Source organism: Nocardioides sp. CPCC 206347, from assembly GCF_048654605.1.
In the GTDB taxonomy this organism is placed as follows: Bacteria; Actinomycetota; Actinomycetes; order Propionibacteriales; family Nocardioidaceae; genus Nocardioides.
This window is the reverse complement of sequence record NZ_JBMCYZ010000007.1, coordinates 49,586-74,794: the sequence shown is the minus strand read 5'-3', so window position 1 is coordinate 74,794 and position 25,209 is coordinate 49,586. Positions and strand designations below refer to the sequence as shown.

Below are 25,209 nucleotides of genomic sequence, written 5' to 3'. Positions count from 1 at the left end.
AAGGAGCCTGCTGCATCAGCAGGTGTAGCCGCCGTAGTCGTTGTAGCAGTCGTCGTACGACTCGCCCGCGAAGATCGCGATCGCGACGATGATCGCGATGCCGATGACGAACAGCGCGAAGCCGGCCCAGCCGACGATCACACCGGCGGTGGCGATGCCGCCACCCTGCTCGTTGTTGCGACGGATCTGGCCCTTCGCCATGTGTCCGAGGATCGCACCGATGAAGCCGGTCGCGCCCAGGCAGGCCGTCAGCGACAGGACACTGACGATCAACGAGGCGATCGCCATGCCGTTGGTCGGCGCCGGAGGTGTGTAGACGTACGGCTGCGGCGTGCCGCCGGGCTGGCCGTACGGCGGCACGACCGGCTGGCCCGCGGGCTGGCCGTACTGGTACTGGGCGTAGGGCTGCGTCGGCGGCGGCGGGGGCTGCTCGTCGGGCTGCTGGCCCCACGTCGGAGTCGTCATGCCCCAACTCTCCCATGCTGCTCTAAGGTCACTTGCATGGATCCCGTGACTGGACTCTCCCTCGGCCGCATCGCCATCGGCGTCGGTGCCCTTGTTGCTCCCGCCCCGACGGCCAAGGCCTTCGGCCTCGACCCCGCCAACAACCCGCAGCTCGGTTATTTCGGACGGATGTTCGGTGCCCGTGAGATCGCGCTGGGCGCGGTGACCCTTGCGTCGAAGGGCGCCTTGCGTCGCAACCTGACCCTGGTCGGCATCGCGGTCGACGGGTCGGATGCCGTCAGCGGCGCCGTGGAGCTGTCCTCCCGGACGGTCTCGAAGCTCAGCGGCGGCATGCTGATCGGTGCGGCCGTCGGCGCCGTGGGTGCCGGCGTCGTCGGGCTGGTCACTGCAAGACGATGACCGTGACGGCCACGAGGCCGACCACGACGATGATGCCCCGCAGGGCGACCGGGGGCAGCTTGCGCCCGACCGCGGCGCCGAGGAAGCCACCGATCACGGCGCCCACGGCGATCACGGCGACGACGAGCCAGTCGACGTCGGCCTCGATGCCGAACAGGCCGAGCTCGGCGACCGCGACGAAGATCAGCCCTGCAATGCCGTTGACCACGGCCACGAGGACGTTCTTGACGCCGTTCAGGCGCTGCAGCGCATCGGTGACGCCGATGCCGAGGATGCCCATCAGGATCACGCCCTGCGCGGCCCCGAAGTAGCCGCCGTACACGCCGGTCCCGAAGACGGCGACCGGAACCCACCAGGCACCGCTGAGGGGTTCTGCCGCTGCCTCGGTCGTGGTGCCGCGACGTTCGGCCCGCGCTGCGACCACGGCTGACAGGCGCGGCTGCAGGACGACGAGGGTCACGCCCAGCAGGATCAGGACGGGTACGACGGCCTCGAACGCGCCGGGCGGCAGCACGAGCAGCAGGATCGCGCCCAACACTCCCCCGGACGTCGACCACACCAGCAGCCGGAGCACCCGCCCGCGCTGGCCCTCGAGCTCGCGGCGGTAGCCGACGGCGCCCGCAACCGATCCCGGCACCAGGCCCAGGCTGTTGGACATGTTCGCCGTGACCGGCGGAATGCCGATCGCGAGCAGGGTCGGGAACGTGATCAGGGTGCCGGAGCCGACCACGGCGTTGATCGTCCCGGCGCCGACGCCGGCAATCAGGATCGCGGCGATCTCCAGCGCACTCACTTACGGAGCGGTCGGCGGCAGCGCGTCAGCGTCTGCCGGGTTCAGCACCGAGCCGAGGCCCTCGAGGGCCTTGCCGACCTCGCTCGGGATGATCCACAGCTTGTTGCTCTGGCCGTCCGCGATCTTCGGCAGCATCTGGAGGTACTGGTAGGCGAGCAGGCCCTGGTCCGGCTCACCGTTGTGGATCGCCTGGAAGACGGTGGTGATGGCGGCGCCCTCACCCTCGGCGCGCAGGATCGCGGACTCGCGGTCGGCCTGGGCCCGCAGGATCGCGGCCTCGCGCTCACCCTCGGCGTTGAGGATGGCGGACTGCTTGTTGCCCTCGGCCGTGAGGATGGCGGACTGGCGCTGGCCCTCGGCCGTCAGGATGAACGCCCGCTTGTCGCGGTCGGCGCGCATCTGCTTCTCCATCGCGTCCTTGATGGACGGCGGCGGGTCGATGCCCTTGATCTCGACGCGCTTGACCTTGATGCCCCACCGGCCGGTCGTCTCGTCGAGGACCGCCGACAGACCGCTGTTGATCGACTCGCGGCTGGTCAGCGTCTGCTCGAGGTCCATGCCACCGACGACATTGCGCAGGGTGGTCATGGTGAGCTGCTCGATGGCCTGGATGTGGTTGGAGATCTCGTACGTCGCGGCGATCGGGTCGGTGATCTGGAAGAAGATCACGGTGTCGATGTCGACGGTCAGGTTGTCCTCGGTGATCGCGCCCTGCGGCGGGAAGCTCACGACCTGCTCGCGCAGGTCGATCATGTAGCGGACCTTGTCGACGAAGGGCACCACGAAGTTGAGGCCGGCGGGCAGCGTCTCCTTGTACTTGCCGAACCGCTCGACCACGCCGGCGTAGGCCTGGGGCACCACGCGGATCGACTTGGCGATCACGATGATCACGAAGAGGAGCAGCGCGATCAGGACGATCAGGATTTCCATGGAATCTCCTTCAGCCGAGCTCGGGGTCCGAGACGGGGCGGACGTGTGCGGTGGCACCGGTGATCTGGACGACCTCGACCGTGCGTCCGACCTCGATGCCGGTCTCGGCGCCGGTGGACACCGCGAGCCAGTTCTCGCCACCGAGCTTCACGCGGCCCGGGTGGTGCGCCTGGATGGTTTCGGTGATGACTCCGCGCGTGCCGATCAGGTTCGCGTGGCCGAGCACCAGTTCAGGACCGCCGTGCAAGCGCTTCACGAGGGGCGGGCGGACGCCGACCAGGAGCAGCAGCGCTGCGCCTGCCGAGACCAGCACGGAGAGGATCACGTTGTCGGTCGCGAGCGCCGTGCCCATCCCGGCCAACGCCCCGCCGGCCAGCATGAGCAGGAAGAGGTCGAGCGTGAGCGTCTCCGCGACGCCCAGCAGGATCGCGACGATCAGCCACGTCTCCCACAAGTGGTCCCGAAGCCAGTCCATGCACAGACTCTAGCCACGGTGCCGTTGCTTGCGACGGGCGGCGTAGCGACCGTCGTGCTCCTCGAGGTCGAGCGGCATCCCGAAGGTGGCCGACAACGCCTCGGGCGTGAGTGTCGTGGCGAGGGGTCCCTCGGCGACGACGCCACCGTTGCGCAGCATCAGGACGTGGGTGAAACCGGGCGGGATCTCCTCGACGTGGTGGGAGACGAGGACGGTCGCCGGGGACGACGGGTCGTACGCCAGGACCGACAGCGTCGACACCAGGTCCTCCCGGCCGCCGAGGTCGAGACCTGCGGCGGGCTCGTCGAGGAGCAACAGCTCGGGGTCGGTCATCAGGGCGCGCGCGATCTGGACGCGCTTGCGCTCGCCCTCGCTGAGGGTCCCGAACGTGCGGTCGGCCAGGTGCATCACGCCGACCTCGCGCAGCAGTGCGTCGGCACGGGAGTGGTCGACGTCGTCGTACTCCTCACGCCACCGGCCCAGGACCGCGTACGACGCCGAGATCACGATGTCGCGAACGGTCTCGCCGCGCGGGATCCGCTCGGCGATGGCCGCGCTGGAGACACCGATGCGCGGGCGCAGCTCGAAGACGTCGATCGTGCCGACCAGCTCACCGAGGATCCCGAGCGCGCCGGACGTCGGGTACATCTGGGCGGCGGCGACCTGCATCAGGGTGGTCTTGCCGGCGCCGTTGGCACCGAGGATGACCCAGCGTTCACCATCACGAACAACCCAGCTGACCCGGTCCAGGAGCGTGGCCTGGCCACGGCGCACGCTCACCTCGGCAAGCTCGAGCACAGCGGACATGGGGCAACCCTAGCCAGCCCTAGGCTGTGCGGGTGACCTACCTGCCAGCGTCCGCGCGCGTCGCGTGGTGGGGTACCGCCTGGCTGCAGGGACGGATCGGCCCGGACGAGTGCCTCGACGGTGTCCTGGGCGGTGCCGATCCGGACGACGCGGATCGCGATGTCGCGCACGTGGTGGTGGGTGGGGACGCCCCGGCTCCGCTGCTCCTCGAGCTCGCCTCGGCGCGCAACCGGGGCGCGCACCAGGTCGCCGCGGCGTTCCCGGCGCCGGGCGACCCGGTCGGCCTGCGGGGGCCTGCCGCCTTCACCGGCGCCGCCATCGAGCAGGCCGAGGCAGTGCTGCTGCTCGGCGCCAACACCGGCCTGGTGCCGTACCGGGTGGGCCGCGCCATCGAGTGGGCGCTGTACCCGGCCGAGCGGCGACCCCCACCCGATCTCGGCGAGGCCGACCGCGACCTGCGCAGCACCCTGTTGACCGCAGCGAGCGCGCTCGCGGAGCTCGACGTGGCCCGGTGGCGACCGGAGGTGGCCGATGAGCTGCACGACCTGCGCGCCGGCGTGCCCCTGACCGCGCCTGCCGGCACGCCGTCGCGGGCGGTTGACCTCGCCGGCCGGGCGCTGCACCTGGGTGCGGTGGTCGAACTTGCCCTCGAGGACGATGGTGGCGCCGTCAGCGCGAGCGAGGCAGCCGCTCGCCGGGCTGCGCTGGAGCCGCTGGATCGCGCCGTACGGCGTGCCCTGACGGCCGCCTGCGCACCGGATGGCTGGCCTCCACCGTCCTGAGGGCCGGGGAGCGATAACCTTCAGCCGCGATGAGCCCACAAGACAGTGCCCACCCTGGGGCCGACGACACGCTGCTGATCACCGTCACCGGCACCGACCGGCCCGGCGTCACCTCGGCGGTCCTCGAGACCCTGTCGCAGTCCGCTGTCGCGGTGGTCGACCTCGAACAGATCCTGATGCGCGGACGGCTCGTCCTGGGCGTCCTGGTCAGTGCGCCGCGCGACGGCAAGAAGCTCCGGAAGGCGGTCACGGCGACGGTCGAGGGGCTCGGCATGAGCGTCGAGTTCGAGAAGGGATCGGGCGACAACCGCTCACGTGCCCACCACCGTGCGCACGTCACCGTGATCGGCGGGCCGCTGAAGGCATCGGCGATGGCCGCCATCGCGGGCCGGATCGCCGACTGTGGCGGCAACATCGACCGCATCGAGCGAATGGCGCGCTACCCCGTCACCGCGATCGAGGTGCACGTGTCCGGAGCGCCCCCGGACCGGCTGCGCACCCTGCTCGCGATCGAGGCGGCCGCCCACGGGATCGACGTGGCCGTCCAGCCCGCCAACCTGTTGCGCCACGGCATGCGCCTGATCGTCATGGACGTCGACTCGACCCTGATCCAGGGCGAGGTCATCGAGATGCTCGCCGACCATGCCGGGCACGGCGCCGAGGTCGCCGCGATCACCGAGCTGGCGATGCGGGGCGAGCTCGACTTCGAGCAGTCGTTGCGGGCCCGGGTCAAGCTGCTCGCCGGCCTCGACGCCACCGCCCTCGATGAGGTGTACGACGCCATCGTGGTCAACCCCGGTGCCCGCACGATGGTGCGCACGCTGCGTCGCCTCGGCTACCGCTTCGCCATCGTCTCCGGCGGGTTCAGCCAGATCACCGATCGACTGGCCGACGATCTCGGGATCCACCGAGCCCGGGCCAACACGCTGGAGATCGTCGACGGGAAGCTCACCGGCGAGGTCGTGGGTGACGTCGTCGACCGCGCCGGCAAGGCCCGCGCGCTGCGCGAGTTCGCCGCCGACCTCGGGGTGCCGGTGGAGGCCACGATCGCCATCGGCGACGGCGCGAACGACCTCGACATGCTCGACGCGGCCGGACTGGGCATCGCCTACAACGCACGTCCGGTCGTCCGGGAGGCCGCGGACACCTCGCTGAACGTGCCCTACCTGGACACGATCATGTACCTCCTCGGCATCAGCCGCGAGGAGATCGTCGCGGCCGACGCCGCCGACGGCATCGTCACGCCTGCTCCCCCGCTGGGCTGAACCGCCTCCGTAGCGCGTTCCCGCAGCGCTGTCAGGCGCTGCTGTGCGCCGCGACGTGGGCGAGTGGCCCGATGTCGAGGCCGGTGCGTCGACCCAGCTCGTCCAGGGCCTCGCGACAGTGGGCCTGGTACCGGCGGCTGTTGATCACCTGCCTGGCCACGAGGGGGAGCTGGCGCGGCAGCGGGTACCACTGGTTGTAGTCCAGGCGGCAGTCCTGGAACACCTTGACGGGGAGCGCCTTCAGCAGGAGCAGCTGGTTGAGCACCGCCTGCGCCGAGCCGGCGGCGCCGAGGTTCTCCTTGGCGTTGCGGGAGAGCTCGTTCAGCGGGATCTGGTAGAGCGGGACCTTGTCGAGCAGGTTGCGGAACATCAGGTGGGTCAGGAAGTAGCCGGCAAAGCTCCCCAGGAAGATCACGGTGGAGCTGCCGTTGATGGAGAGCACCCGCCCGCCGGTGGACACATAGGGCTCGGCAGGCCCCGACCCGTTGCGGAAGATGTAGCCGGTGCAGTTCACGATCCACGTCCCCGTCGGTACGGCGACCTGCGGCCCGTCACGGAACCGGAGGGCAGCACCGTCTCCGTCGTCCACGACGTCGACCAGGCGGTCCTCGATCACGCTGGACACGCCCTGCCTGATCGCGTCGACCTCGGCCGGGGAGATCATGCCGAACTGGAACTGGCGGGGACGGTCGTTGATCGCCAGGGCGCCCCTCTCGCGCAGACGGTCGAGCGGGACAGCCGGATTCGTGCCGTCGTACGCCTGCGCGATCAGCAGGAAGAAGGCTGCGGGGAGGGTGCCCCGGGTCCAGCGCCTGCCTCCGACGGGGTAGAGCAGGTCCCGGTTCGCGAAGATGACGCCGTCCCCGATGACCATCCGGATGTCGCGGCCGGGGAAGCGCCGGATCAGGTGGTGCGCGGAGTCCATCGCCGTCTTTCCTCCACCCACGATGACGATGGGATCGTCGCCCGGCGGGAGGTCACCGGAGAGGTCGTGGGGAGTCAGGGACCGCACCCGGTCGCTCGAGAGCGCGAGCGGCACCGACGGCTGGACGTCGTAGCTGATCGCCTTGATCAGTCGTTTCGTGCGCAGCTCGAACCGGGCTCCGTCCTCGATGCGCTCGAAGGTGACCGTGACGTGGTCGTCGTGCTCCTCGTGGGCGAGGTAGCGGTGCCCGAACCGGGCGTCGAGGGAGACCCGCTTCCCGAGCTGGGCCAGGCAGTGCTCGAACTGCTCCTGGACCTCGGGCCTGCTGGCGAGGTGTTCCGGCGGGAACGCCCTGCCCCAGGGGATGTCGCCGACCGTGAACATCGGGTGCGGCTGGTGGAGCCGGACGAAGTCGTAGGTGTCGCGCCACATGCCGCCGGGACCGTCGCGTACGTCGACGAGCGCGATCCGGTCGCTCGGCCCAAGGTAGCACGTCGCGGAATGGACCGCGTTGAGGCCCGCGACACCCGCACCGATCACGCAGGCGTCGTACTCGAGGGAGATGTCAGTCGTCGCCAATTCGGGCCCCCTGGTCACGGACACCCGCTCGTCATGAGGGCGCCCCGTAGAACCCCGAGGCCCCGATTCTCCCGTGGCAGGTGGCGCGCCGCCAGTCACCGGAACCGAGGACTACTCCGCGGCGCGTCCCACGTGGAAGGCCTGCAGGCGCGCCCGCATCGGTGCCATGTCCGACCACTGTCCGTCGACCTCGAAAACGGCGGCCGTGCTGGTCGGGAACGTCCCCATCTCGACCGACCCGGTGGCGGTGCCCTCGCCGTCGTCGAGCTGTTGCGCGAGCATCTCCATGGTCGGGTTGTGGCCGACCACGACGACCGTCTCGACGTCCTCAGGTGTGGTGTGGACCAGTTCGAGGACACCGAACTCGTCCGTGCCGTAGAGGGAGCCGTCGATGTGCGGTTCAATCTCCCAGCCAGCGCCCTCGGCGACGACCTGCCAGGTCTCGCGGGTGCGGGCCGCGTAGGAGACGTAGGCGGTTCCCGGGACCACGCCCTGACCGGCCAGCCACTCCCCCAGGACCTTGCCGTCGGCACGCCCGCGGGGACTCAGGACCCGCTCCAGGTCACTCGGCGCGAACTGTTCTGCCTTCGAGTGGCGCACGACCACCAGGCGCCGGATGCTGTTCACACCAGCATCGTAGGCCCCATGCTGGAACCGTGACCCAGTACGGACCGACCCACCTGATCCCGCTGGCCTTGTTCGTCGTGGGGGTCGTGGCCGCCGTACTCCTGGGACGGCGGCACGCCGTCGTCGACGGCCCGACCGGCTTCAGCCGCACCTGCGCGCTGCTCATCCCGGCCGCGACCGTGCCGTTCCAGGTCATCGACCTGGCCTACAACTTCGACATCGACGTCACGCTGCCGCTGCACCTGTGCGACCTCGCGTGGATCGCTGCGACGTGGGCGCTGTGGACGCATCACCGCTTCCCGGTGGCGCTCACGTTCTTCTGGGGACTGACCCTGACCATCCAGGGTGTCGTCACGCCGTCGCTGAACGAGGACCTGCCCCATCCGCGCTACTTCGCGTTCTGGGCGCTGCACCTGCTCGTGGTGTGGGCAGCCATCTACCTCGTGATCGGGTTGAGGAAGGCGCCCCGCTGGCGTGACTTCGGCGCAGCAGTCGCCACGACGCTGGTGTGGGCCGTGTCGACGTACGTCTTCAACGTGCTCGCGGACACCAACTACGGCTACCTGTTGCGCAAGCCGCGCACGTCCGTGCTCGACCTGCTCGGCCCGTGGCCGTGGTACGTCGCCGAGGAGATCGCGATCGTGTTCCTGGCCTGGGCGCTGATGACGCTGGCCGCCCAGCGCGCGTTCGGGACCGACAGCGGTCCGTCACGCACCCATGGCGTGGAAGCCGCCGTCGACGTGGACGATCTCGCCCGTGGTGGCCGGGAACAGGTCTGACAGCAGCGCGCAGACAGCCTTGGCCGTCGGCTCCTGGTCGACGTTGTCCCAACCGAGCGGGGCGCGGGTGCTCCACATGGACTCGAGCTCTTCGAACCCCGGGATGGCCTTGGCTGCGAGCGTGCGCAGCGGGCCGGCGGAGACCAGGTTGACCCGGATGCCGTCGGCACCGAGGTCGCGGGCGAGGTAGCGCGACGTCGACTCGAGGGCCGCCTTGGCCACACCCATCCAGTCGTAGACCGGCCAGGCGACCGAGGCGTCGAAGGTCAGTCCGACCACCGAACCGCCTTCGCTCATCAGCGGGTGGCAGGCCACGGCGAGGGACTTGAGCGAGAACGCCGACACCTCGACGGCCTGGGCGACGTCCTTCGACGGACCGGTGAGGAACTTGCCACCCAGGAGCGTCTCCGGGTTTCCGTAGGCAATGGAGTGCACGACGCCGTGGAGCACCGCGTCGGCGCCGAGGTGCTCACGCACCTGGTCCGGCAGGCCCGCGAGGTGTTCCTCGTCCGTCACGTCCAGCTCGAGGACCGGCGGCAGCTCGGGAAGCCGCTTGGCGATCCGGCGGGTGATCCGCAGTGCCTGGCCGAAGTTCGAGATGAGCACCGTGGCGCCCTGCTCCTGCGCGAACTTCGCCACCGCGAAGCCGATCGAGGTGTCGAGGGTGACCCCCGCGACCAGGATGTTCTTGCCGGCGAGGATGCCGTTCGGGTTGATGTTCGTGTCGCTCATGTCAGTGCCCCATTCCAAGTCCGCCGTCTACAGGGATCACAGCACCGGTGACGTACGCCGCCGACGGGCTGGCCAACCACAGCACCGCACCCGCGACCTCCGCCGGGTCGGCGTACCGACCGAGCGGGACCTGGCTGCGAATGCCTTCCTTCTGCTCGTCGCTCAGCACGGCGGTCATGTCGGTGTCGACGTACCCCGGAGCAACGACGTTCGCGGTGATGTTGCGCGGGCCCAGCTCGCGGGCCAGCGAGCGCGCCATGCCGACGAGGCCGGACTTGGACGCCGCGTAGTTGACCTGGCCGGGCGAGCCCAGCAGGCCGACGACACTCGAGATGAAGATGATCCGGCCCTTGCGCTGGCGCATCATCCCCTTGGCGGCGCGACGGGCCAGCCGGAACGAGCCGGTGAGGTTGGTCGCGATGACCGAGTCCCAGTCCTCGTCCGACATCCGCAGGACCAGCGTGTCGGCGGTGATGCCGGCGTTGGCGACCAGGATCTCGATCGGGCCGTGGGCCTCCTCGGCAGCCTTGAAGGCGGCCTCGAGCGCGGCGGGGTCGGTGACGTCCGCCTTGAGCTCGAGCGCGCCCTCGGGGGCACCGCCGCTGCGGGTGGTGACCGCGACGTTGTCGCCCTCAGCGAGGAAGGCTTCGGCAATGGCGCGGCCGATGCCGCGATTGCCTCCGGTGACCAAGACGGAGCGTGGTGAGTTCACGCCCACGACGCTACGGGGGGCGGGCTGTCCGGCTCGCGCCCAGCGGGCACCAAGATCATCAGGATCCCTTGTGGGACCCCAACAAATTCGATTGGCCGAGCCCGTCTCCGTCGAAGTGCGGGCAGCAAGCTGCCGCCGACGACTCCCGCCGTGCTGCCGGCGCGGAAGGGGACTACTACTCGTCGTCCTCGAGGCGGAAGCCGACCTTCATCGTGACCTGGAAGTGCTCGACCTGGCCGTCCTTGATCTGTCCGCGGACCTGGGTGACCTCGAACCAGTCGAGGTGCCGGAGGGTCTTGCCGGCGCGGTCGACGCCATTGCGGACGGCCTGGTCGATCCCGTCGGGCGACGTGCCGACGATCTCGCTGACGCGGTAGGTGCGGTTGGACATGGGTGAAGACTACTCACGGGGCCGTAGGCTGCGGGGTATGGATGCCATCCGGATCACCACCGCCGGTGACAACCCCCAGGCAGACATGGCCCGTCGGCAACGCAAGTACGCCATCGCGATGACGATCCGGACGTTCTGCTTCATCGGGGCCGTCCTCGCCGGCGCGGCCGGCATCGGCTGGCTCTGGCCGATCCTGATCGTCGGGGCCGTGTTCCTGCCCTATGTCGCGGTGGTGCTCGCCAACGCCGGCGACAGCCGCTCCACCGCGCTCCCCCTCACCGGTGGCGGCGACGCGCAGCGCCAGCTCGGACCCGGCACCCATGGAGCCTGACTTCTGCTCGGCCCGCGGCTGCCGCGAGCCCGCGGTGTGGCAGCTCCTCTGGAACAACCCGAAGCTGCACACCCCCGAGCGCCGCAAGATCTGGCTCGCCTGCGCCGAGCACCGTGAATCCCTGGAGCTCTTCCTCGGTGCCCGCGGCTTCCTCAAGGACACCGTCCCCCACTCCTAGCGCGAGTTGGGGTTTGTCACCCCCGAGTTGGGGTTTGTCACCCCCGAGTTGGGGTTTGTCGTCGCCGTCGTGTCCACCAACCCTCCACAGGTACGTCGACGAGGTGGTCTGTCCACAGCACCGCCCCGGGCAGTGGGCAGGCGCTCGGCGCCCGCGGATCGTCGTACCCATGACCGAGACGTGTTATCCCGCAGTTCCGTTCACGGCGGCAGACGCCGCCGCCCTGGGCATCTCGCCCCGCCGGCTCCAGCTCGACACCCGCAACGGGCTGCTGATCCGCTGGGCCCGCGGTGTCTATGCCCGCGCCGATCTTCCGGACTCCGTCGAGCTGCGGGCGCACGTCGTCGCGCTCGGTACGTCGGACCACCATGTGATCCGCGACCGTACGGCGGCGTGGCTGCTCGGGGTCGACATGCACGTGATGAGCGAGCACGACCTGTTGCCGCCGGTCGAGTCGTGTGCCGTCCGCGGGCGCAATCCGACGCGACGGCCGGAGGCGGACGGGCGCACCCGGGACCTCGCACCCGGTGACGTCATCGAGCTGCATGGCCTCAGGGTCACCGCCCCGATCCGGACCGCGATGGACCTGGGCTGCAACCTGCGCCGACGTGAAGCCTTCGCCGCCATGAACACGCTGGCGAGACTCCATGGCTTCACGGCAGGCGACCTTGCGCTGGAGGTGCCCCGCTTCCGGGGCCGCCGGGGAGTCATCCAGTGCCGTGGGCTCGTTCCACTGGTCGATCCCCGCATCGAGTCGCCCCGGGAGGCATGGGTCCTCATCGAGATGTTGGACCACGGACTGCCTGCGCCCGAGCCGCAGTGGTGGATCGTGATCGACGGCGTGCCGACGTACCGCCTCGACTTCGCCTACGTGAACGCCAAGGTGGCCGTCGAGTACGACGGCGAGGAGGCCCACGACCAGACACCGGAGCAACGCGACGACGACCGCGAGCGGCGGCGTTGGCTACGCGAGAACGGATGGACCGTGATCGTGGTGAAGCGAGGTGACTTCACCGGGGTGGCGCGGGACCGCTGGATCCGGGAGGTTCGCGCAGCCCTGGCGCCGTCGTACACGAACCGTCGGTGGTGACAAACCCCATGTCGGTGGTGACAAACCCCAACTCGCGCGTGACAAACCCCAACTCGCGCGTGACAAACCCCAACTCGGCGGATCAGCCGCCGATGGCGGACATCGGGCGATCGGGCTGGAGAAAGGTCGGGTCGTCGATGCCGTGACCGGGGGCCTTGCCGAGCATCGCGGTGAGCCAGCGGTCGGCCAGCGCGTCGTCGCTGGCACCGCCGCGCATCGCGAGCCTGAGGTCGGACTCGTCGCGTGCGAACAGGCAGTTGCGCACCTGGCCGTCGGCCGTGAGCCGTACCCGGTCGCAGTCGCCGCAGAACGGTCGGGTCACCGAGGCGATCACCCCCACGGTCGCCGGGCCGCCGTCGACCAGGAAGAGCTCCGCGGGCGCGCTTCCGCGGGGTTCGCGGGCAGGCGTCAGGGCGAACGTGGTGGCCAGGGACGCGAAGATGTCGTCGGCCGTGACCATCGAGTCACGGCTCCAGCCGTGCTGGGCATCCAACGGCATCTGCTCGATGAAGCGGAGGTGGTAGCCACGGTCCAGGCACCACTGGAGGAGCTCGGGGCCCTGGTCGTCGTTCACGCCGCGAAGCAGCACCGCATTGACCTTCACCGGCCCGAGCCCAGCGGCTTCGGCAGCGGCCAGGCCCTCGACGACGTCGGTGAAGCGGTCCCTGCGGGTGATCTCCTGGAACGTGTCGCTGCGCACCGTGTCGAGGCTGACGTTGACCCGGTTGAGCCCCGCCTCGGCAAGGGCGCCGGCGGTCTTCGCCAGGCCCAGCGCGTTCGTGGTGATCGACATCTCGACGTCGGGGTCCAGCGCGCGGACGCGTCCCACGATGTCGACGAGACCCCGGCGGACCAGCGGCTCGCCACCGGTGAACCGGACTTCCTTGACGCCGAGGCGCTGGACAGCGATCCCGATCAACCGGACGATCTCGTCGTCACTGAGCTGGTCGTCGGCCGGCAGCCACTCCAGGCCCTCCGGCGGCATGCAGTAGGTGCACCGCAGGTTGCAGCGGTCGGTCAGCGAGACACGCAGGTCGGTGGCGACCCGGCCGTGGCGATCGATCAGCGGCTGCATCCGTCCAGCATAGGTCGCCACTCAGGGGCGACGCGCCGGCGACCACCCCGGGGACCTACCGTTGACCCGTGCGATCGTGGCTGGCCTCCTGGCGCTTCCTGCTGAGCCGTCGCTGGGTGCTCTTCTTCCTGGCGATCCTGCTCGTGGGCTACGCCACGTGGTGGCTCGGCGAGTGGCAGTTCGGCCGCCTGGAGGACCGCAAGGAACGCAACACGATCGTCAGCGCCAACGAGGAGCGCGACCCGGTCCCGCTCGCCGAGGTGCTCGAACCCGGCCGGGAGGTGAAGGAGTCCGACGAATGGCGCCTCATCACCGTCACCGGTGAGTACGACGTCGACGACACCGTCGTCGTCCGGTACCGCACGCGCAAGTCCGCCCCGGGGGTCGAGGTCGTCGTACCCCTGGTGACGCCGGACGGGACGACCGCGCTGGTCGACCGCGGCTGGTTCGCCACCGACAACCCCGAGATCACCCACACCGACCTCCCTGCACCGCCCGAGGGCGAGGTGACCGTCACCGGCTGGGTCCGCAGAGACGGGACGGGTGACAGCACGCAGGTCAACGAGCACTCGACCCGCGCGATCGCGAGCGGCCCCATCGGAGAGGCCATCGATCGCGAGGTCTTCACCGGGTTCGTCGCACTCAAGGCGGAGGACCCGGAGCCGACCGAGGACCTGGAGCCCGTCGAGCTCCCCGAACTGGGCGAGGGACCGCACTTCTTCTACGGCCTGCAGTGGTGGTTCTTCGGCGTCCTGGCGCTGGGTGGCTTCGGCTACCTCGCCTGGGACGAACGCAAGCACGGGCCCCGCGGGTCACGGACGACGGCCAAGAAGCGGTCCGGAGGACCGTTCTCCGGCCGGGAGCGTCAGAGCGCGCGGCCCATGCCGCCGTCGACCGGGACCATGACACCGGAGACGAACGACGACGCCGGCGACAGCAGGAACGCCGCGACCCGTCCGAACTCCTCGGGATCCCCGTAGCGGCCGAGCGGGATCTGGGCGAGCGCGGCAGCACGCGCCGCTGCTGCGTCACCGGTGGAGGCGTCGAGCTCGGCGACCCGTTCCGTGCCGATCCGGCCGGGCAGCAGGCCGTTGACGCGGATCCCGCGCGGCCCCAGCTCATCGGCCAGCGTCTTGGCGACCATGGCGAGGCCCGGTCGGAGGCCGTTGGAGACGGCGAGGTTGGCGATCGGTTGCCGCACGCTCGTCGACAGCACGAAGGCCAGGCTCCCGCCCTCACCGAGGGCTGCACCGATCTCCCGTGCCAGCCGCACACCGCCGAGGAACACGGACCCGAAGGCCTGCGTCCATTGCTCGTCGGTGACGGAGGAGACCGTCCCGGACGGAGGGCCACCCACGCTGATCAGCGCGCCGTCGAGCCGCGCCCAGCGTTCCTGTGCAGCCGCGATCAGGCGGCCAGGAGTCGCCGGATCGGCATTGTCGGCCACCACCCCGACGACCGCCCCGGGTGCGCCGAGCTCGGCGACGGCCCGATCCACTCCGGCGCTCTCACGACCGGACAGCACCACGCGTGCCCCATCGGCCAGCAACGCTTCGACCGTGGCACGGCCCAGTCCGCGGGTCGCGCCGGTGACGACGTACACGCGGTCCTGCAGGGACAGGTCCATCAGGGCGTCTCCAGGGCATCGACGATCTCGAGCGACTCCAGCGACTCGGCGATCCGGGACACCGGTACGACGTCCGGTGCGCCCTTGCGCGCCGCGTCGGCCGTGTGGTCGTCGGGCTGGCGCTGGCTCTCCCGTTCGGCCTCGACCCGCTTGACGTAGTGCTGGACCTCCCGCTCCCGCTGGTTGGCGTCCCAGCCGAGGTACCCGCCGACCAGGTCGGCCACGTGCGGCGCCGCGGCGACTCCGCGGTCGAAGGTCTCGAACGAGATCCGCATCCGGCGGGTCAGCACGTCGTCGAGGTGCCGCGCGCCTTCGTGCGTCACGGCGTAGACGGCCTCGACCTGGAGGTAGTCCTCGGCCCCGGGCATCGGTTCGGCCAGGTCCGGCTCGGCTGCGATCAGGTCCAGCACCTCGAGCACGAGCGATCCGTAGCGCTCCAGCAGGTGTTCGATCCGGTTGACGGCGAGCCCCGACTGCGTCGCGAGGGTGCGGCGCTGGTTCCACAGGGCCTGGTAGCCGTCCGCCCCGACGAGCGGGATCCGCTCGGTCACGCACTCCCCGACCTTGCGGCCCAGCACGCTCTCCAGGCCGTGCACGGCCTCATCGACGGCGTCGGCGGCCATCACCCGATAGGTGGTGTACTTCCCGCCGGCCACGACCACGAGCCCGGGGACGCTGTGCGCCACGGCGTGCTCGCGGGAGAGCTTCGACGTGGCGGCCGACTCCCCCGCCAGCAACGGCCGCAGTCCTGCGAACACGCCTTCGACGTCGTCGCGGGTCAACGGCACCTCGAGCACCTTGTTGACGTTGGTCAGCAGGTAGTCGATGTCGCTGGAGCTGGCCGCCGGGTGGTCCTTGGAGAGCTCCCAGTCCGTGTCGGTGGTGCCGATGATCCAGTGCCGCTTCCACGGGATCACGAACAGGACGGAGGTCTCGGTCCGCAGGATCAGCCCCGCTTCGCCGCGAATCCGGTCACGGGGAACGACGAGGTGGATGCCCTTGCTGGCGCGCACCTTGAACTGACCACGCTCGCGGGCCATGCCCTGGGTCTCGTCGGTCCAGACACCCGTGGCGTTGATGACCTGGGACGCCCGGATCTCGAAGCGGCGGCCGGTCTCGAGGTCGATCACCTCGGCGCCGACGACGCGCTCGCTCTCCTTGATCAGGCCCAGCACACGGGTGCGGGAAGCCACGGCGGCACCGTAGGTCGCCGCGGTGCGGGCGAGGAACATGGTGTGGCGGGCGTCATCGACCTGCGCGTCGTAGTAGCGGATCGCCCCCACGAGGGCGTCCTTGCGCAGCGACGGGAACGCCTTGCGCGCCCCACGACGGGTGAGGTGTTTGTGCATCGGGACGCCGTCGCCGTACCCGCTGGCCTTGGACATGGCGTCGTACAGTGCGACCCCGGAACCGGCGTACCAACGCTCCCAGCCGCGTCCGGTGAGCGGGTAGAGGAAGGGCACCGGCCGCACGAGGTGCGGAGCGAGTCGCTGCATGAGCAGGCCGCGCTCCTTCAGCGCCTCGGCGACGAGCCGGAAGTCCATCATCTCGAGGTAGCGCAGGCCGCCGTGGATCAGCTTGGAGCTGCGGCTGGACGTGCCCGAGGCGAAGTCCCGGGCCTCGACCAGTCCGACGGCCAGTCCGCGGGTCGCGGCGTCGAGGGCAGCGCCGGAGCCGACGACTCCCCCACCGATCACCAGGACGTCGAGGTGCTGGTTGGCCATCCGCTTCAGCGCCGCAGCGCGGCCACGGGGCGAGAGTGGAGCGGGATTCATCAGTGGACCTCCACCCAGTCAAGGGTTCGTTGTACGGCCTTCTGCCACTGGGCGTATCCCGCGGCACGTTGGTCCTCGCTCCAGTGCGGTTCCCAGCGGGTGTCTTCCTGCCAGTTCTCCCGGAGCTCGTCGGTGTTGGCCCAGTAGCCGACCGAGAGCCCGGCTGCGTAGGCGGCGCCGAGCGCGGTCGTCTCCGGGACGACGGGCCGACTGACCGGTACGCCGAGGACGTCGGCCTGGATCTGCATGCAGAGGCTGTTAGCAGTCACGCCGCCGTCGACCTTGAGCACTTCCAGCGTCACTCCTGAGTCCGACGACATCGCCTCGATCACGTCGCGGGACTGGTAACAGATCGCCTCGAGCGTGGCCCGGGCGACGTGGGCGTTGGTGTTGAAGCGCGACAGGCCGACGATGGCGCCGCGGGCGTCGGAACGCCAGTAGGGCGCGAAGAGCCCCGAGAAGGCGGGCACGAAGTAGACGCCTCCGTTGTCCTCGACCTGGGCGGCCAGCGACTCCGACTCCGAGGCTCCGCTGATGATGCCCAGCTGGTCGCGCAGCCACTGCACCGCCGATCCGGTCACCGCGATCGAGCCCTCCAGTGCGTAGACACAGGGTTCGTCGCCGAGCTTGTACGCCGGTGTCGTGAGCAGGCCGGCCTTGGAGCGCACGATCTCGGTGCCGGTGTTGAGGAGCATGAAGTTGCCGGTGCCGTAGGTGTTCTTGGCCTCGCCCGGCGCGAAGCAGACCTGCCCGACGGTCGCGGCCTGCTGGTCGCCGAGGATGCCGGTGATCGGCACCTCCCCGTTGAAGGGACCGTGCAGCCGGGTCATTCCGTACGGCGTCGTGGCCGATGACTCGCGGATCTCCGGAAGCATCGCGCGGGGAACCCCGAAGAATCCGAGCAGCTCGTCGTCCCAGTCCAGGGTCTCCAGGTCCATCAGCATGGTCCGGCTCGCGTTGGTCACATCGGTGACGTGGACACCGCCGTCGGGTCCACCGGTGAGGTTCCAGAGCACCCACGTGTCAGGAGTCCCGAACAGGGCGTCGCCCTTCTCCGCGAGTTCCCGCGCGCCCGGGACCTCGTCGAGGATCCACTTCAGCTTGCCGCCGGAGAAGTACGTCGCCGGAGGGAGACCGGCGCGATGGCGTATCACGTCGCCACGACCGTCGCGGTCCAGCGCGGCGGCGATCGCGTCGGTGCGGGTGTCCTGCCACACGATCGCGTTGTGCAGCGGCCGGCCTGTCCGGCGGTTCCACACGATCGTGGTCTCGCGCTGGTTGGTGATGCCGACCGCAGCGAGGTCGCTGGCGTCGAGGCGGGCCTTGCCGAGGGCGGTCTGGACGACGGACGAGGTCCGCTCCCAGATCTCGACGGGGTTGTGCTCGACCCACCCGGCGCGCGGCAGGATCTGCTGGTGCTCGAGCTGGTGCCGGGCCACTTCGCGCCCGGCGTGGTCGAACACCATGAAGCGTGTGCTGGTGGTGCCCTGGTCGATCGCCCCCACGTACCTCGCCATGCACCAACTCTGACACGTCGCACGTCGCTGGCGCTCGGAACACGCGCGATCGCACCGAGTGCTTGACCTCAACCGAACTTGAGGTTCAACGATGGGGGCATGAACAGGATCGCACTCGTCACGGGCGGAAGCGCCGGCCTCGGCCGCGCACTGACGCTCGCCCTTGCCCACCAGGACTGGCACGTCATCACGAACGGCCGGAACTCCGAACGGCTGGCCGCCACCGCGGCAGCCGCCCCGGCGGGCTCGGTGACCGCCATCGTCGGTGACACGTCCGACGAGGACCACCGGGCCGAGCTCATGGCTGCCGTCGAGGCGCAGGGCCGCCTGGACCTCCTCGTCAACAACGCCGGAGTCCTCGGCCCGGCCTCCGGCGACAACCCCCACCGGTTCCTCGCGGACCTCACCATCGAAGACGTCGGGTACGTCTGGCGCCAGAACGTCGGGGCGCCCCTCGTGCTGACCAGCCTCGCGATCCCCCACCTCGCGAAGGCCGGTGGCACGTTGCTGTCGATCTCCTCCGACGCCGCCCTGGAGCACTACGCCGGTTGGGGCATGTACAGCGCGTCCAAGGCCGCGCTGGACCACCTCACCCTCACCGTCGCGGCAGAGAACCCGACCATCACCGCGTACGCCGTGGACCCGGGTGACATGCGCACGCAGATGCACCAGGACTGGTTCCCCGGCGAGGACATCTCCGACCGTCCGCTGCCCGAGGTCGTCGTACCCCGTCTGTTGGCACTGCTGGACGGCACGGCGCCGTCGGGTCGGTACCGGGCCAGCGATGTCGCAGCTTGAGGCACAGGAGTTCGCGCCGGCGCCCGCCGAGCGGCGCGGGCTCGCCCGGGACCAGGTCCAGCTTCTCGTCGCAACCGACCGCGGGATCACCCACACCCGCTTCCACCGGCTCGACGAGCACCTGGAGCTCGGGGACATCGTCGTCGTGAACAACTCCGCGACCGTCGCGGCAGCCGTCGACGCCGTCTCCGACCGGCACGGACCCGTGGTGCTGCACCTGGCGACGCCGCTCGACGACGCCACCTGGGTGGTCGAGGTACGACGTCCGCCCGATGCCGCTCGGGCCGTGCTCGATGCCCGGGCCGGTGACCGGATCGACCTCGTGGGCGGAGCGGCCCACCTGCAGCTGATCGAGCCGTACCCGGCTCCCGGGTCGTCCCCCACCGGCACCGGCAACCGGTTGTGGCGGGCGAGCATGACCGGCGACCTCACGGCGGCCGTGCGGCGGCTCGGCCGACCGATCGCCTACGGCTACCTCGATGCCCGCTACCCGCTCACGGACTACCAGACCGTCTTCGGTCACCGACCCGGCAGCGCCGAGATGCCGTCGGCGGGACGTCCGTTCAGTCCCGACCTGGTGACAAGGCTGGTCGCGAAGGGGGTGCTGGTCGCCCCGATCACCCTGCACACGGGCGTCTCCTCCCAGGAGGCGGGCGAGTTCCCTCAGGCAGAACGCTTCGAGGTGCCGCGTTCCACCGCGGCTGCGGTCAACGCTGCCCGTGCCGCGGGAGGCCGGGTGATCGCCGTCGGCACCACGGTCACCCGGGCACTCGAGTCGGCCGTTGACGTCGGCCGGGACGGTGCGACCGTCGTCGCCCGGTCCGGATGGACCAGCAGGATCATCAGCCCGGCCGAGCCACCGCTGGTGACAGACGGCCTCGTGACCGGCTGGCACGACCCCGAGGCGTCGCACCTGATGCTGGTCGAGGCGGTGGCAGGAGCCGGACTGACGCGACGCGCGTACACCGCCGCCTCGGCATCGGGCTACCTCTGGCACGAGTTCGGGGACTCGTGCCTCCTGCTGCCGGGCTCAGGGAGGAGTCAGGGCAAATCCCGATGACCGGACGAACACTCATCGGGCAGGGTGTTCCCATGACGACCGCCCCCCACCAGGTCTCCCCCGGACTTCCCGCCGCGGCCCGCGCGATCAACCTCCACAAGACCTACGGGTCCGGTGACTCCGAGGTCCGGGCCCTCGATGGCGTGACGATCTCGCTCGCCCAGGGCCAGTTCACCGCGATCATGGGACCGTCCGGTTCCGGGAAGTCCACCCTGATGCACTGCCTCGCGGCACTGGACGCGCCCACGGCAGGCGAGGTGATGGTCGGCGAGACCCAGTTGTCGCGCCTCAAGGACAAGGCGCTCACCACGCTGCGGCGTGAAGAGGTCGGGTTCGTCTTCCAGGCCTTCAACCTGATTCCGACCCTCACCGCCCAGGAGAACATCCTGCTGCCGCTCAGCCTGGCCGGCCGGAAGCCCGACCAGGCCTGGTTCGACACGGTCGTCGACACGGTCGGACTGCGCGATCGCCTCAAGCACCGGCCGGCCGAGATGTCCGGCGGCCAGCAGCAGCGCGTGGCCTGCGCCCGCGCCCTCGTCAGCAAGCCGTCGATCGTGTTCGCCGACGAGCCCACCGGCAACCTCGACAGCACCTCGGGCGCGGAGGTCCTGTCGTTCTTACGCCGCAGCGTGGACGAGTTCGGGCAGACCATCGTGATGGTCACGCACGACGCCGTCGCGGCGTCGTACTGCGACCGCGTGGTGTTCCTCGCCGATGGCCGGGTGGTCGACGAGATCAACAACCCGGACCGTGAGCAGCCGACGCGGGTGGGCCAGATTTCGGACCGGCTCGTTGAACTTGGGGCCCTGCAGGCCGCCGCTGCGCGCGGAAAGGCCTGACATGTTGCGGCTCACGCTGCGCAACATCTTCGCCCGCAAGGTCCGGCTCCTCATGAGCGGACTCGCGATCGTGCTCGGTGTCGCGTTCCTGTCCGGCGTCCTGGTCTTCAGCAACGGCCTCTCGTCGACCTTCGACTCGATCATCTACGGCTCCACCCCTGACGGTGCCGTGCGTGCCCAGGACACCGAGGAGTTCGACGGCGGCATCTCCGGCCAGACCGACCAGGTCCTCGACCCGGGTGTCGTGGCCGACCTGAGTGCCCTGCCCGAGGTCGCGCGAGCCGACGGCGACGTCGTCGGCTTCGGCATGAGCCTGCTGGCCAGTGACGGCACGCTCGTGGGTGGCACGGGAGCGCCGACCCTCGCCTTCAACTACCACGACGGCCCCAACATGGCCGGCGAGGAGGCCCTCGTCCTCACGAAGGGCGCCTGGCCCACGGGCACGGACCAGATCGTGCTCGACGAGGCCGCGGCCAAGGCGGGTGACTACCGCGTCGGCGACGACGTCAAGCTCCTCGCCCCGTTCGGGACGCTCGAACGGACCTCGAAGCTGGTGGGGATCGCCGAGTTCAACGGCGGGGGTACGGCGGGCGCGACCCTGCTGATCTTCTCGACCGAGGCCGCCCAGCAGCTCTTCGTGGCGGGCAAGGACGTCTACAACCGGATCAGCCTCACGGCGGCCGACGGGGTGACGCAGGAGCAGCTCGCTGACGCCGCCGACAAGGTCGTTCCGCAGGGCTTCGAGGCCGTCACCGGTGACCAGGTGGCCGAGGAGTCGCAGGACGCCGTGGGCAGCTTCCTCGGCGTGATCAACACCTTCCTCCTGGTGTTCGCCATCATCGCCGTCATCGTCGGCGGCTTCATCATCGTCAACACCTTCTCGATCCTCGTCGCCCAACGCAGTCGTGAGCTGGCACTGCTGCGGGCCCTGGGTGCGGGCCGCGGACAGGTCACCCGATCGGTGCTGCTCGAGGCCTTCGTGCTCGCCGTCGTGTCCTCCACGATGGGGATCGGCTTCGGCCTGCTCCTGGCCCGCGGTCTCGCCGGGGTGTTCCGTTCCGTCGGGCTCGACATCGCCAGCGACGCACTCGACCTCACCTCCCGGACCGTCATCACCAGCTACGTCGTCGGGGTCGGCATGACCATGCTGGCCGCCTACCTGCCGGCGCGACGCGGCGGCAAGGCGGCGCCCGTGGCTGCCATGCGAGCCGACAGCACCGTCGAGCGTGCGTCCCTGCGGCGTCGTACCCTCGTCGGCTGCGTCTTCCTCGTCGTCGGCGCCGGTTTCGCTGTCAACGGCGTGCTGGGTGCTCCCGGGTCGGACGCCGCCTGGATCGGCGTGGGAGCCGTGATCTGGATCCTCACCGTCGCGGCCATCAGCTCCGTGGTTGGCAAGCCGGTGCTGGTCGTGTGCCGCAGCCTGTTCGCCCGGCTGTTCGGCGCTGCCGGCCGCCTCGCCGGCGAGAATGCCCTGCGCGACCCGCGTCGGACCGGCGCGACCGCCTCGGCACTGATGATCGGGCTGGCCCTGGTCTCGACGATCGGCGTCCTGGCCGCGTCGCTGAACAAGTCCATCGACGACGTGGTCGACGAACAGTTCACGGCCGACCTGCTCGTCCAGAGCACCAACTTCCTGCCCTTCTCGACCGAGGTCGGCGACCGGATCGCCGAGGTCGACGGTGTCGGCGTGATGAGTCGCCAGCAGTTCGCCAACGCGCAGTTCCGCGGAAAGTCGATCTACCTCACGGGCAACGACGACAACTTCGACGACATCTACGACCTCAAGGTGGTCGACGGACGCCAGGACGTCTCCGGTGCCGAGGCCTTCGTCACCGAGGACTTCGCCAAGGACAACGAGATCGCCGTCGGCGACGCCCTCGACCTCGGGTTCCAGGGCGGCAAGAAGCTCACGCCGAAGGTCGTCGGCGTCGTGGAGGACACCGAGGTCGCCGGAGCGGTCAACATCCCGATCGACCAGCTCGCCAAGGCTGGCGTCCTCCGCCAGGACACCACGGTCAGCATCGCGTTCACCCCGGGAGCCGACGCCTCCACCGTGCGCGACGCCGTCGACGACGCCGCGAAGTCGGCCCCGATCGTCGGCGTCTTCGACAAGGAGGGCTTCGCCGACGAGATCCGCGGCCAGGTCAACCAGCTGCTCTACATGATCTACGGCCTGTTGACCCTGGCCATCGTGATCGCCGTCATCGGCATCATCAACACGCTCGGGCTCAGCGTCATCGAACGGACCAGGGAGATCGGCCTGTTGCGCGCCATCGGCATGAGTCGCACGAAGCTGCGGCGCATGATCACGCTCGAGTCGATCACCATCGCCGTGCTCGGAGCGGTGCTCGGAATGGTGCTCGGCCTCACCATCGGCGTACTCCTGCAGCACTCGTTGTCCGAGGAGCTGAGCAGTCTGGGCCTACCGCTGGGGCAGCTGGTGGTGTTCCTGGTCATCGCCGTCGTGGTGGGCGTGCTCGCAGCGGTGGTCCCCGCCATCCGTGCGTCCCGGCTCAACGTCCTGGACGCGATCTCTACCGAGTAGCGAGCGCCGTTGGTCGAGGAGGTCGCGCAGCGATCGTCTCGAGACCGGTCAGGCGAGTTCGACGAGGTCCGCGTAGTCCTGGCTCCACAGGTCCTCGACACCGTCCGGGAGGATCAGCACCCGGTCGGGTTCGAGGGCGTGGACCGCACCCTCGTCGTGGGTGACGAGCACGACGGCGCCCTCGTAGCGACGGATCGCGTTGAGGACCTCCTCGCGGGAGGCCGGGTCCAGGTTGTTCGTCGGCTCGTCGAGCAGCAGCACGTTGGCTTGCGAGACGACGAGCGAGGCCAGGGCCAGACGCGTCTTCTCGCCCCCGGACAGCACGCCGGCGGGCTTGTGCACGTCGTCGCCGCTGAAGAGGAACGACCCGAGGACGGAGCGCGCCTCGGTGTCGGTGAGCGCAGGCGCCGCCGACTGCATGTTCTCGAGCACGGTACGACCGACGTCGAGGGTCTCGTGTTCCTGCGCGTAGTAGCCGACCTTGAGGCCGTGGCCGGCGATGACCTGCCCGGTGTCGGGCTTGTCGACACCCGCGAGGATCCGGAGCATCGTGGTCTTGCCGGCGCCGTTCAGCCCGAGGATGACGACGCGCGAGCCGCGGTCGATGGCCAGGTCGACGGCGGTGAAGATCTCCAGGGCACCGTAGGACCGGGACAGGTCCTTCGCCATGAGCGGCGTCTTGCCGCACGCAGCCGGCGTCGGGAACTTGATCGCGGCGATCTTGTCGGACTGGCGCTCGCCCTCGACACCACCGAGCAGCTTCTCGGCGCGCTTGAGCATCTGCTGGGCAGCGCTGGCACCCGAGGCCCGGGCGCGCATCTTGTTGGCCTGGTCGGTGAGCGTCTTGGCCTTGTTCTGCGCGCTCATCAGCTCGCGCTTGCGACGGGCCTCGTCGGTCTCACGCTGGATGAGGTAGTTCTTCCACCCCATGTTGTAGATGTCGATGACGCCGCGGTTCGCGTCGAGATGGAAGACCTTGTTGACGGTCTCCTCCAGCAGCGCGTTGTCGTGCGAGATAACGATGAAGCCACCCTTGTAGGTCTTCATCCATTCGCGCAGCCAGTTGATCGAGTCGGCGTCGAGGTGGTTCGTCGGCTCATCGAGGATCAGTACCTCGGCGCTGGAGAACAGGATCCGCGCGAGCTCGACCCGACGACGCTGGCCGCCGGACAGGGTGCCGAGCGGCTGGTCCATCAGGCGGTCCGGGATCCCGAGGCTCTGGGCGATCTGGAGTGCCTCGGTCTCAGCGGCGTAGCCACCCCCGGCGTCGAGCTCGTCCTGGGCGCGCTGGAAACGGCGCATTGCCTTCTCCAGGACGGCCGGGTCCTCCGAGCCCATCTCGACCTCGGCAGCGCGCAGCCGTCGTACGGCGTCGTCGAGTCCCCGCGCGGACAGGATCCGGTCGCGCGTGACGACTTCGGGGTCACCGACGCGGGGGTCCTGCGGGAGGTAGCCGAGCTCGCCCTTGTTGCCGACCGTTCCGGCAGCGGGCAGCACGTCACCGGCAAGGACCTTCGTGAGGGTCGTCTTGCCAGCGCCGTTGCGGCCGACGAGGCCGATCTTGTCGCCGGGACCGACGCGGAAGCTGACGTTCTCCATGAGGAGCCGTGCACCGACGCGGACCTCGACCTGGTGCACCGTGATCATGAGGGCTCCAGTCTCCCATGACGCGACGACGGCACTGAAAACGCCGAGCGGCCCGGTCTTTGCCCT

Annotated in this window: 26 protein-coding genes and 1 pseudogene; 12 read left to right on the top strand and 15 right to left on the bottom strand. The window is 69.9% G+C overall.

Annotated elements, in window-relative coordinates; translation table 11 throughout:
- Positions 1-15: 15 nt before the first annotated feature.
- A complete protein-coding gene (locus ACOACQ_RS21115; protein WP_378601053.1) occupies positions 16-465 on the bottom strand; it encodes a DUF4190 domain-containing protein in 450 nt (149 codons plus the stop codon).
- Between the two features lie 36 nt (positions 466-501).
- On the opposite strand from ACOACQ_RS21115, the gene ACOACQ_RS21110 reads away from it, so the two are divergent.
- Positions 502-864, top strand: coding sequence for a hypothetical protein (locus tag ACOACQ_RS21110; protein ID WP_378601055.1), 363 nt, complete (start codon positions 502-504; stop codon positions 862-864).
- On the opposite strand, the gene ACOACQ_RS21105 is transcribed toward ACOACQ_RS21110, so the two are convergent.
- The 4 genes and pseudogenes from ACOACQ_RS21105 to ACOACQ_RS21090 form a co-directional block, all read right to left on the bottom strand.
- A complete protein-coding gene (locus ACOACQ_RS21105) occupies positions 848-1,657 on the bottom strand; it encodes a sulfite exporter TauE/SafE family protein (protein ID WP_378601057.1) in 810 nt (269 codons plus the stop codon). The genes ACOACQ_RS21110 and ACOACQ_RS21105 overlap by 17 nt on opposite strands.
- A gap of 39 nt (positions 1,658-1,696) precedes the next feature.
- Positions 1,697-2,587, bottom strand: a pseudogene (locus tag ACOACQ_RS21100) (SPFH domain-containing protein); the annotation flags it as partial.
- A gap of 10 nt (positions 2,588-2,597) precedes the next feature.
- Positions 2,598-3,062 (bottom strand): NfeD family protein, encoded by a 465-nt coding sequence (locus tag ACOACQ_RS21095; RefSeq protein ID WP_378601059.1) that lies wholly within the window; start codon positions 3,060-3,062, stop codon positions 2,598-2,600.
- Between the two features lie 9 nt (positions 3,063-3,071).
- The gene (locus tag ACOACQ_RS21090; RefSeq protein WP_378601061.1) at positions 3,072-3,869 is read right to left on the bottom strand and encodes an ABC transporter ATP-binding protein; all 798 of its coding nucleotides are present in this window, start codon (positions 3,867-3,869) and stop codon (positions 3,072-3,074) included.
- Positions 3,870-3,901: 32 nt separating this feature from the next.
- Here ACOACQ_RS21090 and ACOACQ_RS21085 point away from each other — a divergent pair, with 32 nt between their 5' ends.
- A complete protein-coding gene (locus ACOACQ_RS21085; protein ID WP_420289244.1) occupies positions 3,902-4,651 on the top strand; it encodes a hypothetical protein in 750 nt (249 codons plus the stop codon).
- A 29-nt stretch (positions 4,652-4,680) separates the two neighbouring features.
- Positions 4,681-5,916, top strand: coding sequence for a phosphoserine phosphatase SerB (serB, locus tag ACOACQ_RS21080; protein ID WP_378601065.1), 1,236 nt, complete (start codon positions 4,681-4,683; stop codon positions 5,914-5,916).
- A 31-nt stretch (positions 5,917-5,947) separates the two neighbouring features.
- On the opposite strand, the gene ACOACQ_RS21075 is transcribed toward serB, so the two are convergent.
- Complete coding sequence (locus tag ACOACQ_RS21075) at positions 5,948-7,420, bottom strand: hypothetical protein (protein ID WP_420289243.1); 1,473 nt, start codon at positions 7,418-7,420, stop codon at positions 5,948-5,950.
- Positions 7,421-7,531: 111 nt separating this feature from the next.
- Positions 7,532-8,047: a SixA phosphatase family protein gene (locus ACOACQ_RS21070; RefSeq protein ID WP_420289242.1), complete on the bottom strand. Its 516-nt coding sequence runs from the start codon at positions 8,045-8,047 to the stop codon at positions 7,532-7,534.
- Between the two features lie 29 nt (positions 8,048-8,076).
- Here ACOACQ_RS21070 and ACOACQ_RS21065 point away from each other — a divergent pair, with 29 nt between their 5' ends.
- Complete coding sequence (locus tag ACOACQ_RS21065) at positions 8,077-8,826, top strand: TIGR02206 family membrane protein (protein WP_420289241.1); 750 nt, start codon at positions 8,077-8,079, stop codon at positions 8,824-8,826.
- On the opposite strand, the gene fabI is transcribed toward ACOACQ_RS21065, so the two are convergent.
- The 3 genes from fabI to ACOACQ_RS21050 form a co-directional block, all read right to left on the bottom strand.
- Entirely contained in the window at positions 8,755-9,558 is an 804-nt protein-coding gene (gene fabI / locus ACOACQ_RS21060) for an enoyl-ACP reductase FabI (RefSeq protein ID WP_420289240.1), read from the bottom strand. The genes ACOACQ_RS21065 and fabI overlap by 72 nt on opposite strands.
- Before the next feature lies 1 nt (position 9,559).
- Positions 9,560-10,270 carry a beta-ketoacyl-ACP reductase gene (locus ACOACQ_RS21055; RefSeq protein WP_378601073.1) on the bottom strand — a complete coding sequence of 237 codons (711 nt, stop codon included), beginning with the start codon at positions 10,268-10,270 and terminating at the stop codon, positions 9,560-9,562.
- A gap of 175 nt (positions 10,271-10,445) precedes the next feature.
- Positions 10,446-10,661, bottom strand: coding sequence for a dodecin (locus tag ACOACQ_RS21050; RefSeq protein ID WP_378601075.1), 216 nt, complete (start codon positions 10,659-10,661; stop codon positions 10,446-10,448).
- A gap of 37 nt (positions 10,662-10,698) precedes the next feature.
- Here ACOACQ_RS21050 and ACOACQ_RS21045 point away from each other — a divergent pair, with 37 nt between their 5' ends.
- The 3 genes from ACOACQ_RS21045 to ACOACQ_RS21035 all read left to right on the top strand — a co-directional run bounded on the left by ACOACQ_RS21045 (position 10,699) and on the right by ACOACQ_RS21035 (position 12,260).
- Entirely contained in the window at positions 10,699-10,992 is a 294-nt protein-coding gene (locus tag ACOACQ_RS21045) for a DUF3099 domain-containing protein (protein ID WP_378601077.1), read from the top strand.
- Positions 10,982-11,170 carry an acetone carboxylase gene (locus ACOACQ_RS21040; RefSeq protein WP_378601079.1) on the top strand — a complete coding sequence of 63 codons (189 nt, stop codon included), beginning with the start codon at positions 10,982-10,984 and terminating at the stop codon, positions 11,168-11,170. Before ACOACQ_RS21045 ends, ACOACQ_RS21040 begins: the two co-directional genes overlap by 11 nt.
- A 169-nt stretch (positions 11,171-11,339) precedes the next feature.
- The gene (locus ACOACQ_RS21035; protein WP_420289239.1) at positions 11,340-12,260 is read left to right on the top strand and encodes a DUF559 domain-containing protein; all 921 of its coding nucleotides are present in this window, start codon (positions 11,340-11,342) and stop codon (positions 12,258-12,260) included.
- 82 nt (positions 12,261-12,342) lie between these two features.
- Here the strand turns inward: ACOACQ_RS21035 and moaA are convergent, their stop codons facing one another.
- Positions 12,343-13,335 carry a GTP 3',8-cyclase MoaA gene (gene moaA, locus ACOACQ_RS21030; RefSeq protein ID WP_420289238.1) on the bottom strand — a complete coding sequence of 331 codons (993 nt, stop codon included), beginning with the start codon at positions 13,333-13,335 and terminating at the stop codon, positions 12,343-12,345.
- A gap of 68 nt (positions 13,336-13,403) precedes the next feature.
- Between moaA and ACOACQ_RS21025 the strand changes: the two genes are divergently transcribed.
- On the top strand, positions 13,404-14,315 hold the full coding sequence (locus tag ACOACQ_RS21025; RefSeq protein ID WP_420289237.1) for an SURF1 family protein: 912 nt from the start codon (positions 13,404-13,406) through the stop codon (positions 14,313-14,315).
- On the opposite strand, the gene ACOACQ_RS21020 is transcribed toward ACOACQ_RS21025, so the two are convergent.
- The 3 genes from ACOACQ_RS21020 to glpK are packed head-to-tail and all read right to left on the bottom strand — an operon-like array spanning position 14,201 to position 18,254.
- Positions 14,201-14,962 carry an SDR family oxidoreductase gene (locus ACOACQ_RS21020; protein ID WP_420289236.1) on the bottom strand — a complete coding sequence of 254 codons (762 nt, stop codon included), beginning with the start codon at positions 14,960-14,962 and terminating at the stop codon, positions 14,201-14,203. The two genes, ACOACQ_RS21025 and ACOACQ_RS21020, sit on opposite strands and share 115 nt — an antisense overlap.
- Positions 14,962-16,737, bottom strand: coding sequence for a glycerol-3-phosphate dehydrogenase/oxidase (locus ACOACQ_RS21015; RefSeq protein WP_420289235.1), 1,776 nt, complete (start codon positions 16,735-16,737; stop codon positions 14,962-14,964). Before ACOACQ_RS21015 ends, ACOACQ_RS21020 begins: the two co-directional genes overlap by 1 nt.
- Positions 16,737-18,254: a glycerol kinase GlpK gene (gene glpK / locus ACOACQ_RS21010; RefSeq protein WP_378601091.1), complete on the bottom strand. Its 1,518-nt coding sequence runs from the start codon at positions 18,252-18,254 to the stop codon at positions 16,737-16,739. Before glpK ends, ACOACQ_RS21015 begins: the two co-directional genes overlap by 1 nt.
- 99 nt (positions 18,255-18,353) lie before the next feature.
- Between glpK and ACOACQ_RS21005 the strand changes: the two genes are divergently transcribed.
- The 4 genes from ACOACQ_RS21005 to ACOACQ_RS20990 are packed head-to-tail and all read left to right on the top strand — an operon-like array spanning position 18,354 to position 23,496.
- Positions 18,354-19,052: an SDR family NAD(P)-dependent oxidoreductase gene (locus ACOACQ_RS21005; RefSeq protein WP_378601093.1), complete on the top strand. Its 699-nt coding sequence runs from the start codon at positions 18,354-18,356 to the stop codon at positions 19,050-19,052.
- Positions 19,039-20,112, top strand: a complete 1,074-nt coding sequence (locus tag ACOACQ_RS21000) for an S-adenosylmethionine:tRNA ribosyltransferase-isomerase (protein WP_420289234.1) — start codon at positions 19,039-19,041, stop codon at positions 20,110-20,112. Before ACOACQ_RS21005 ends, ACOACQ_RS21000 begins: the two co-directional genes overlap by 14 nt.
- A gap of 32 nt (positions 20,113-20,144) precedes the next feature.
- Positions 20,145-20,951 (top strand): ABC transporter ATP-binding protein, encoded by an 807-nt coding sequence (locus ACOACQ_RS20995; RefSeq protein WP_378601097.1) that lies wholly within the window; start codon positions 20,145-20,147, stop codon positions 20,949-20,951.
- A 1-nt stretch (position 20,952) separates the two neighbouring features.
- Complete coding sequence (locus ACOACQ_RS20990; RefSeq protein ID WP_420289233.1) at positions 20,953-23,496, top strand: ABC transporter permease; 2,544 nt, start codon at positions 20,953-20,955, stop codon at positions 23,494-23,496.
- Positions 23,497-23,544: 48 nt separating this feature from the next.
- Here the strand turns inward: ACOACQ_RS20990 and ACOACQ_RS20985 are convergent, their stop codons facing one another.
- On the bottom strand, positions 23,545-25,143 hold the full coding sequence (locus ACOACQ_RS20985; RefSeq protein ID WP_420289232.1) for an ABC-F family ATP-binding cassette domain-containing protein: 1,599 nt from the start codon (positions 25,141-25,143) through the stop codon (positions 23,545-23,547).
- Positions 25,144-25,209: the final 66 nt, after the last annotated feature.

Excerpts from the sequence above, each read along its gene's own strand:
- ACOACQ_RS21040 (WP_378601079.1), top strand. The coding sequence starts at position 10,982 with ATGGAGCCTGACTTCTGCTCGGCCCGCGGCTGCCGCGAGCCCGCGGTG.
- ACOACQ_RS21050 (WP_378601075.1), bottom strand. The coding sequence starts at position 10,661 with ATGTCCAACCGCACCTACCGCGTCAGCGAGATCGTCGGCACGTCGCCC.
- ACOACQ_RS21095 (WP_378601059.1), bottom strand. The coding sequence starts at position 3,062 with ATGGACTGGCTTCGGGACCACTTGTGGGAGACGTGGCTGATCGTCGCG.
- ACOACQ_RS20990 (WP_420289233.1), top strand. The coding sequence starts at position 20,953 with ATGTTGCGGCTCACGCTGCGCAACATCTTCGCCCGCAAGGTCCGGCTC.
- ACOACQ_RS21115 (WP_378601053.1), bottom strand. The coding sequence starts at position 465 with ATGACGACTCCGACGTGGGGCCAGCAGCCCGACGAGCAGCCCCCGCCG.
- serB (WP_378601065.1), top strand. The coding sequence starts at position 4,681 with ATGAGCCCACAAGACAGTGCCCACCCTGGGGCCGACGACACGCTGCTG.
- ACOACQ_RS20985 (WP_420289232.1), bottom strand. The coding sequence starts at position 25,143 with ATGATCACGGTGCACCAGGTCGAGGTCCGCGTCGGTGCACGGCTCCTC.
- ACOACQ_RS21000 (WP_420289234.1), top strand. The coding sequence starts at position 19,039 with ATGTCGCAGCTTGAGGCACAGGAGTTCGCGCCGGCGCCCGCCGAGCGG.
- ACOACQ_RS21110 (WP_378601055.1), top strand. The coding sequence starts at position 502 with ATGGATCCCGTGACTGGACTCTCCCTCGGCCGCATCGCCATCGGCGTC.
- ACOACQ_RS21005 (WP_378601093.1), top strand. The coding sequence starts at position 18,354 with ATGAACAGGATCGCACTCGTCACGGGCGGAAGCGCCGGCCTCGGCCGC.
- fabI (WP_420289240.1), bottom strand. The coding sequence starts at position 9,558 with ATGAGCGACACGAACATCAACCCGAACGGCATCCTCGCCGGCAAGAAC.
- glpK (WP_378601091.1), bottom strand. The coding sequence starts at position 18,254 with ATGGCGAGGTACGTGGGGGCGATCGACCAGGGCACCACCAGCACACGC.
- ACOACQ_RS21015 (WP_420289235.1), bottom strand. The coding sequence starts at position 16,737 with ATGAATCCCGCTCCACTCTCGCCCCGTGGCCGCGCTGCGGCGCTGAAG.
- ACOACQ_RS21045 (WP_378601077.1), top strand. The coding sequence starts at position 10,699 with ATGGATGCCATCCGGATCACCACCGCCGGTGACAACCCCCAGGCAGAC.
- ACOACQ_RS21020 (WP_420289236.1), bottom strand. The coding sequence starts at position 14,962 with ATGGACCTGTCCCTGCAGGACCGCGTGTACGTCGTCACCGGCGCGACC.
- ACOACQ_RS20995 (WP_378601097.1), top strand. The coding sequence starts at position 20,145 with ATGACGACCGCCCCCCACCAGGTCTCCCCCGGACTTCCCGCCGCGGCC.
- ACOACQ_RS21090 (WP_378601061.1), bottom strand. The coding sequence starts at position 3,869 with ATGTCCGCTGTGCTCGAGCTTGCCGAGGTGAGCGTGCGCCGTGGCCAG.
- ACOACQ_RS21035 (WP_420289239.1), top strand. The coding sequence starts at position 11,340 with ATGACCGAGACGTGTTATCCCGCAGTTCCGTTCACGGCGGCAGACGCC.
- moaA (WP_420289238.1), bottom strand. The coding sequence starts at position 13,335 with ATGCAGCCGCTGATCGATCGCCACGGCCGGGTCGCCACCGACCTGCGT.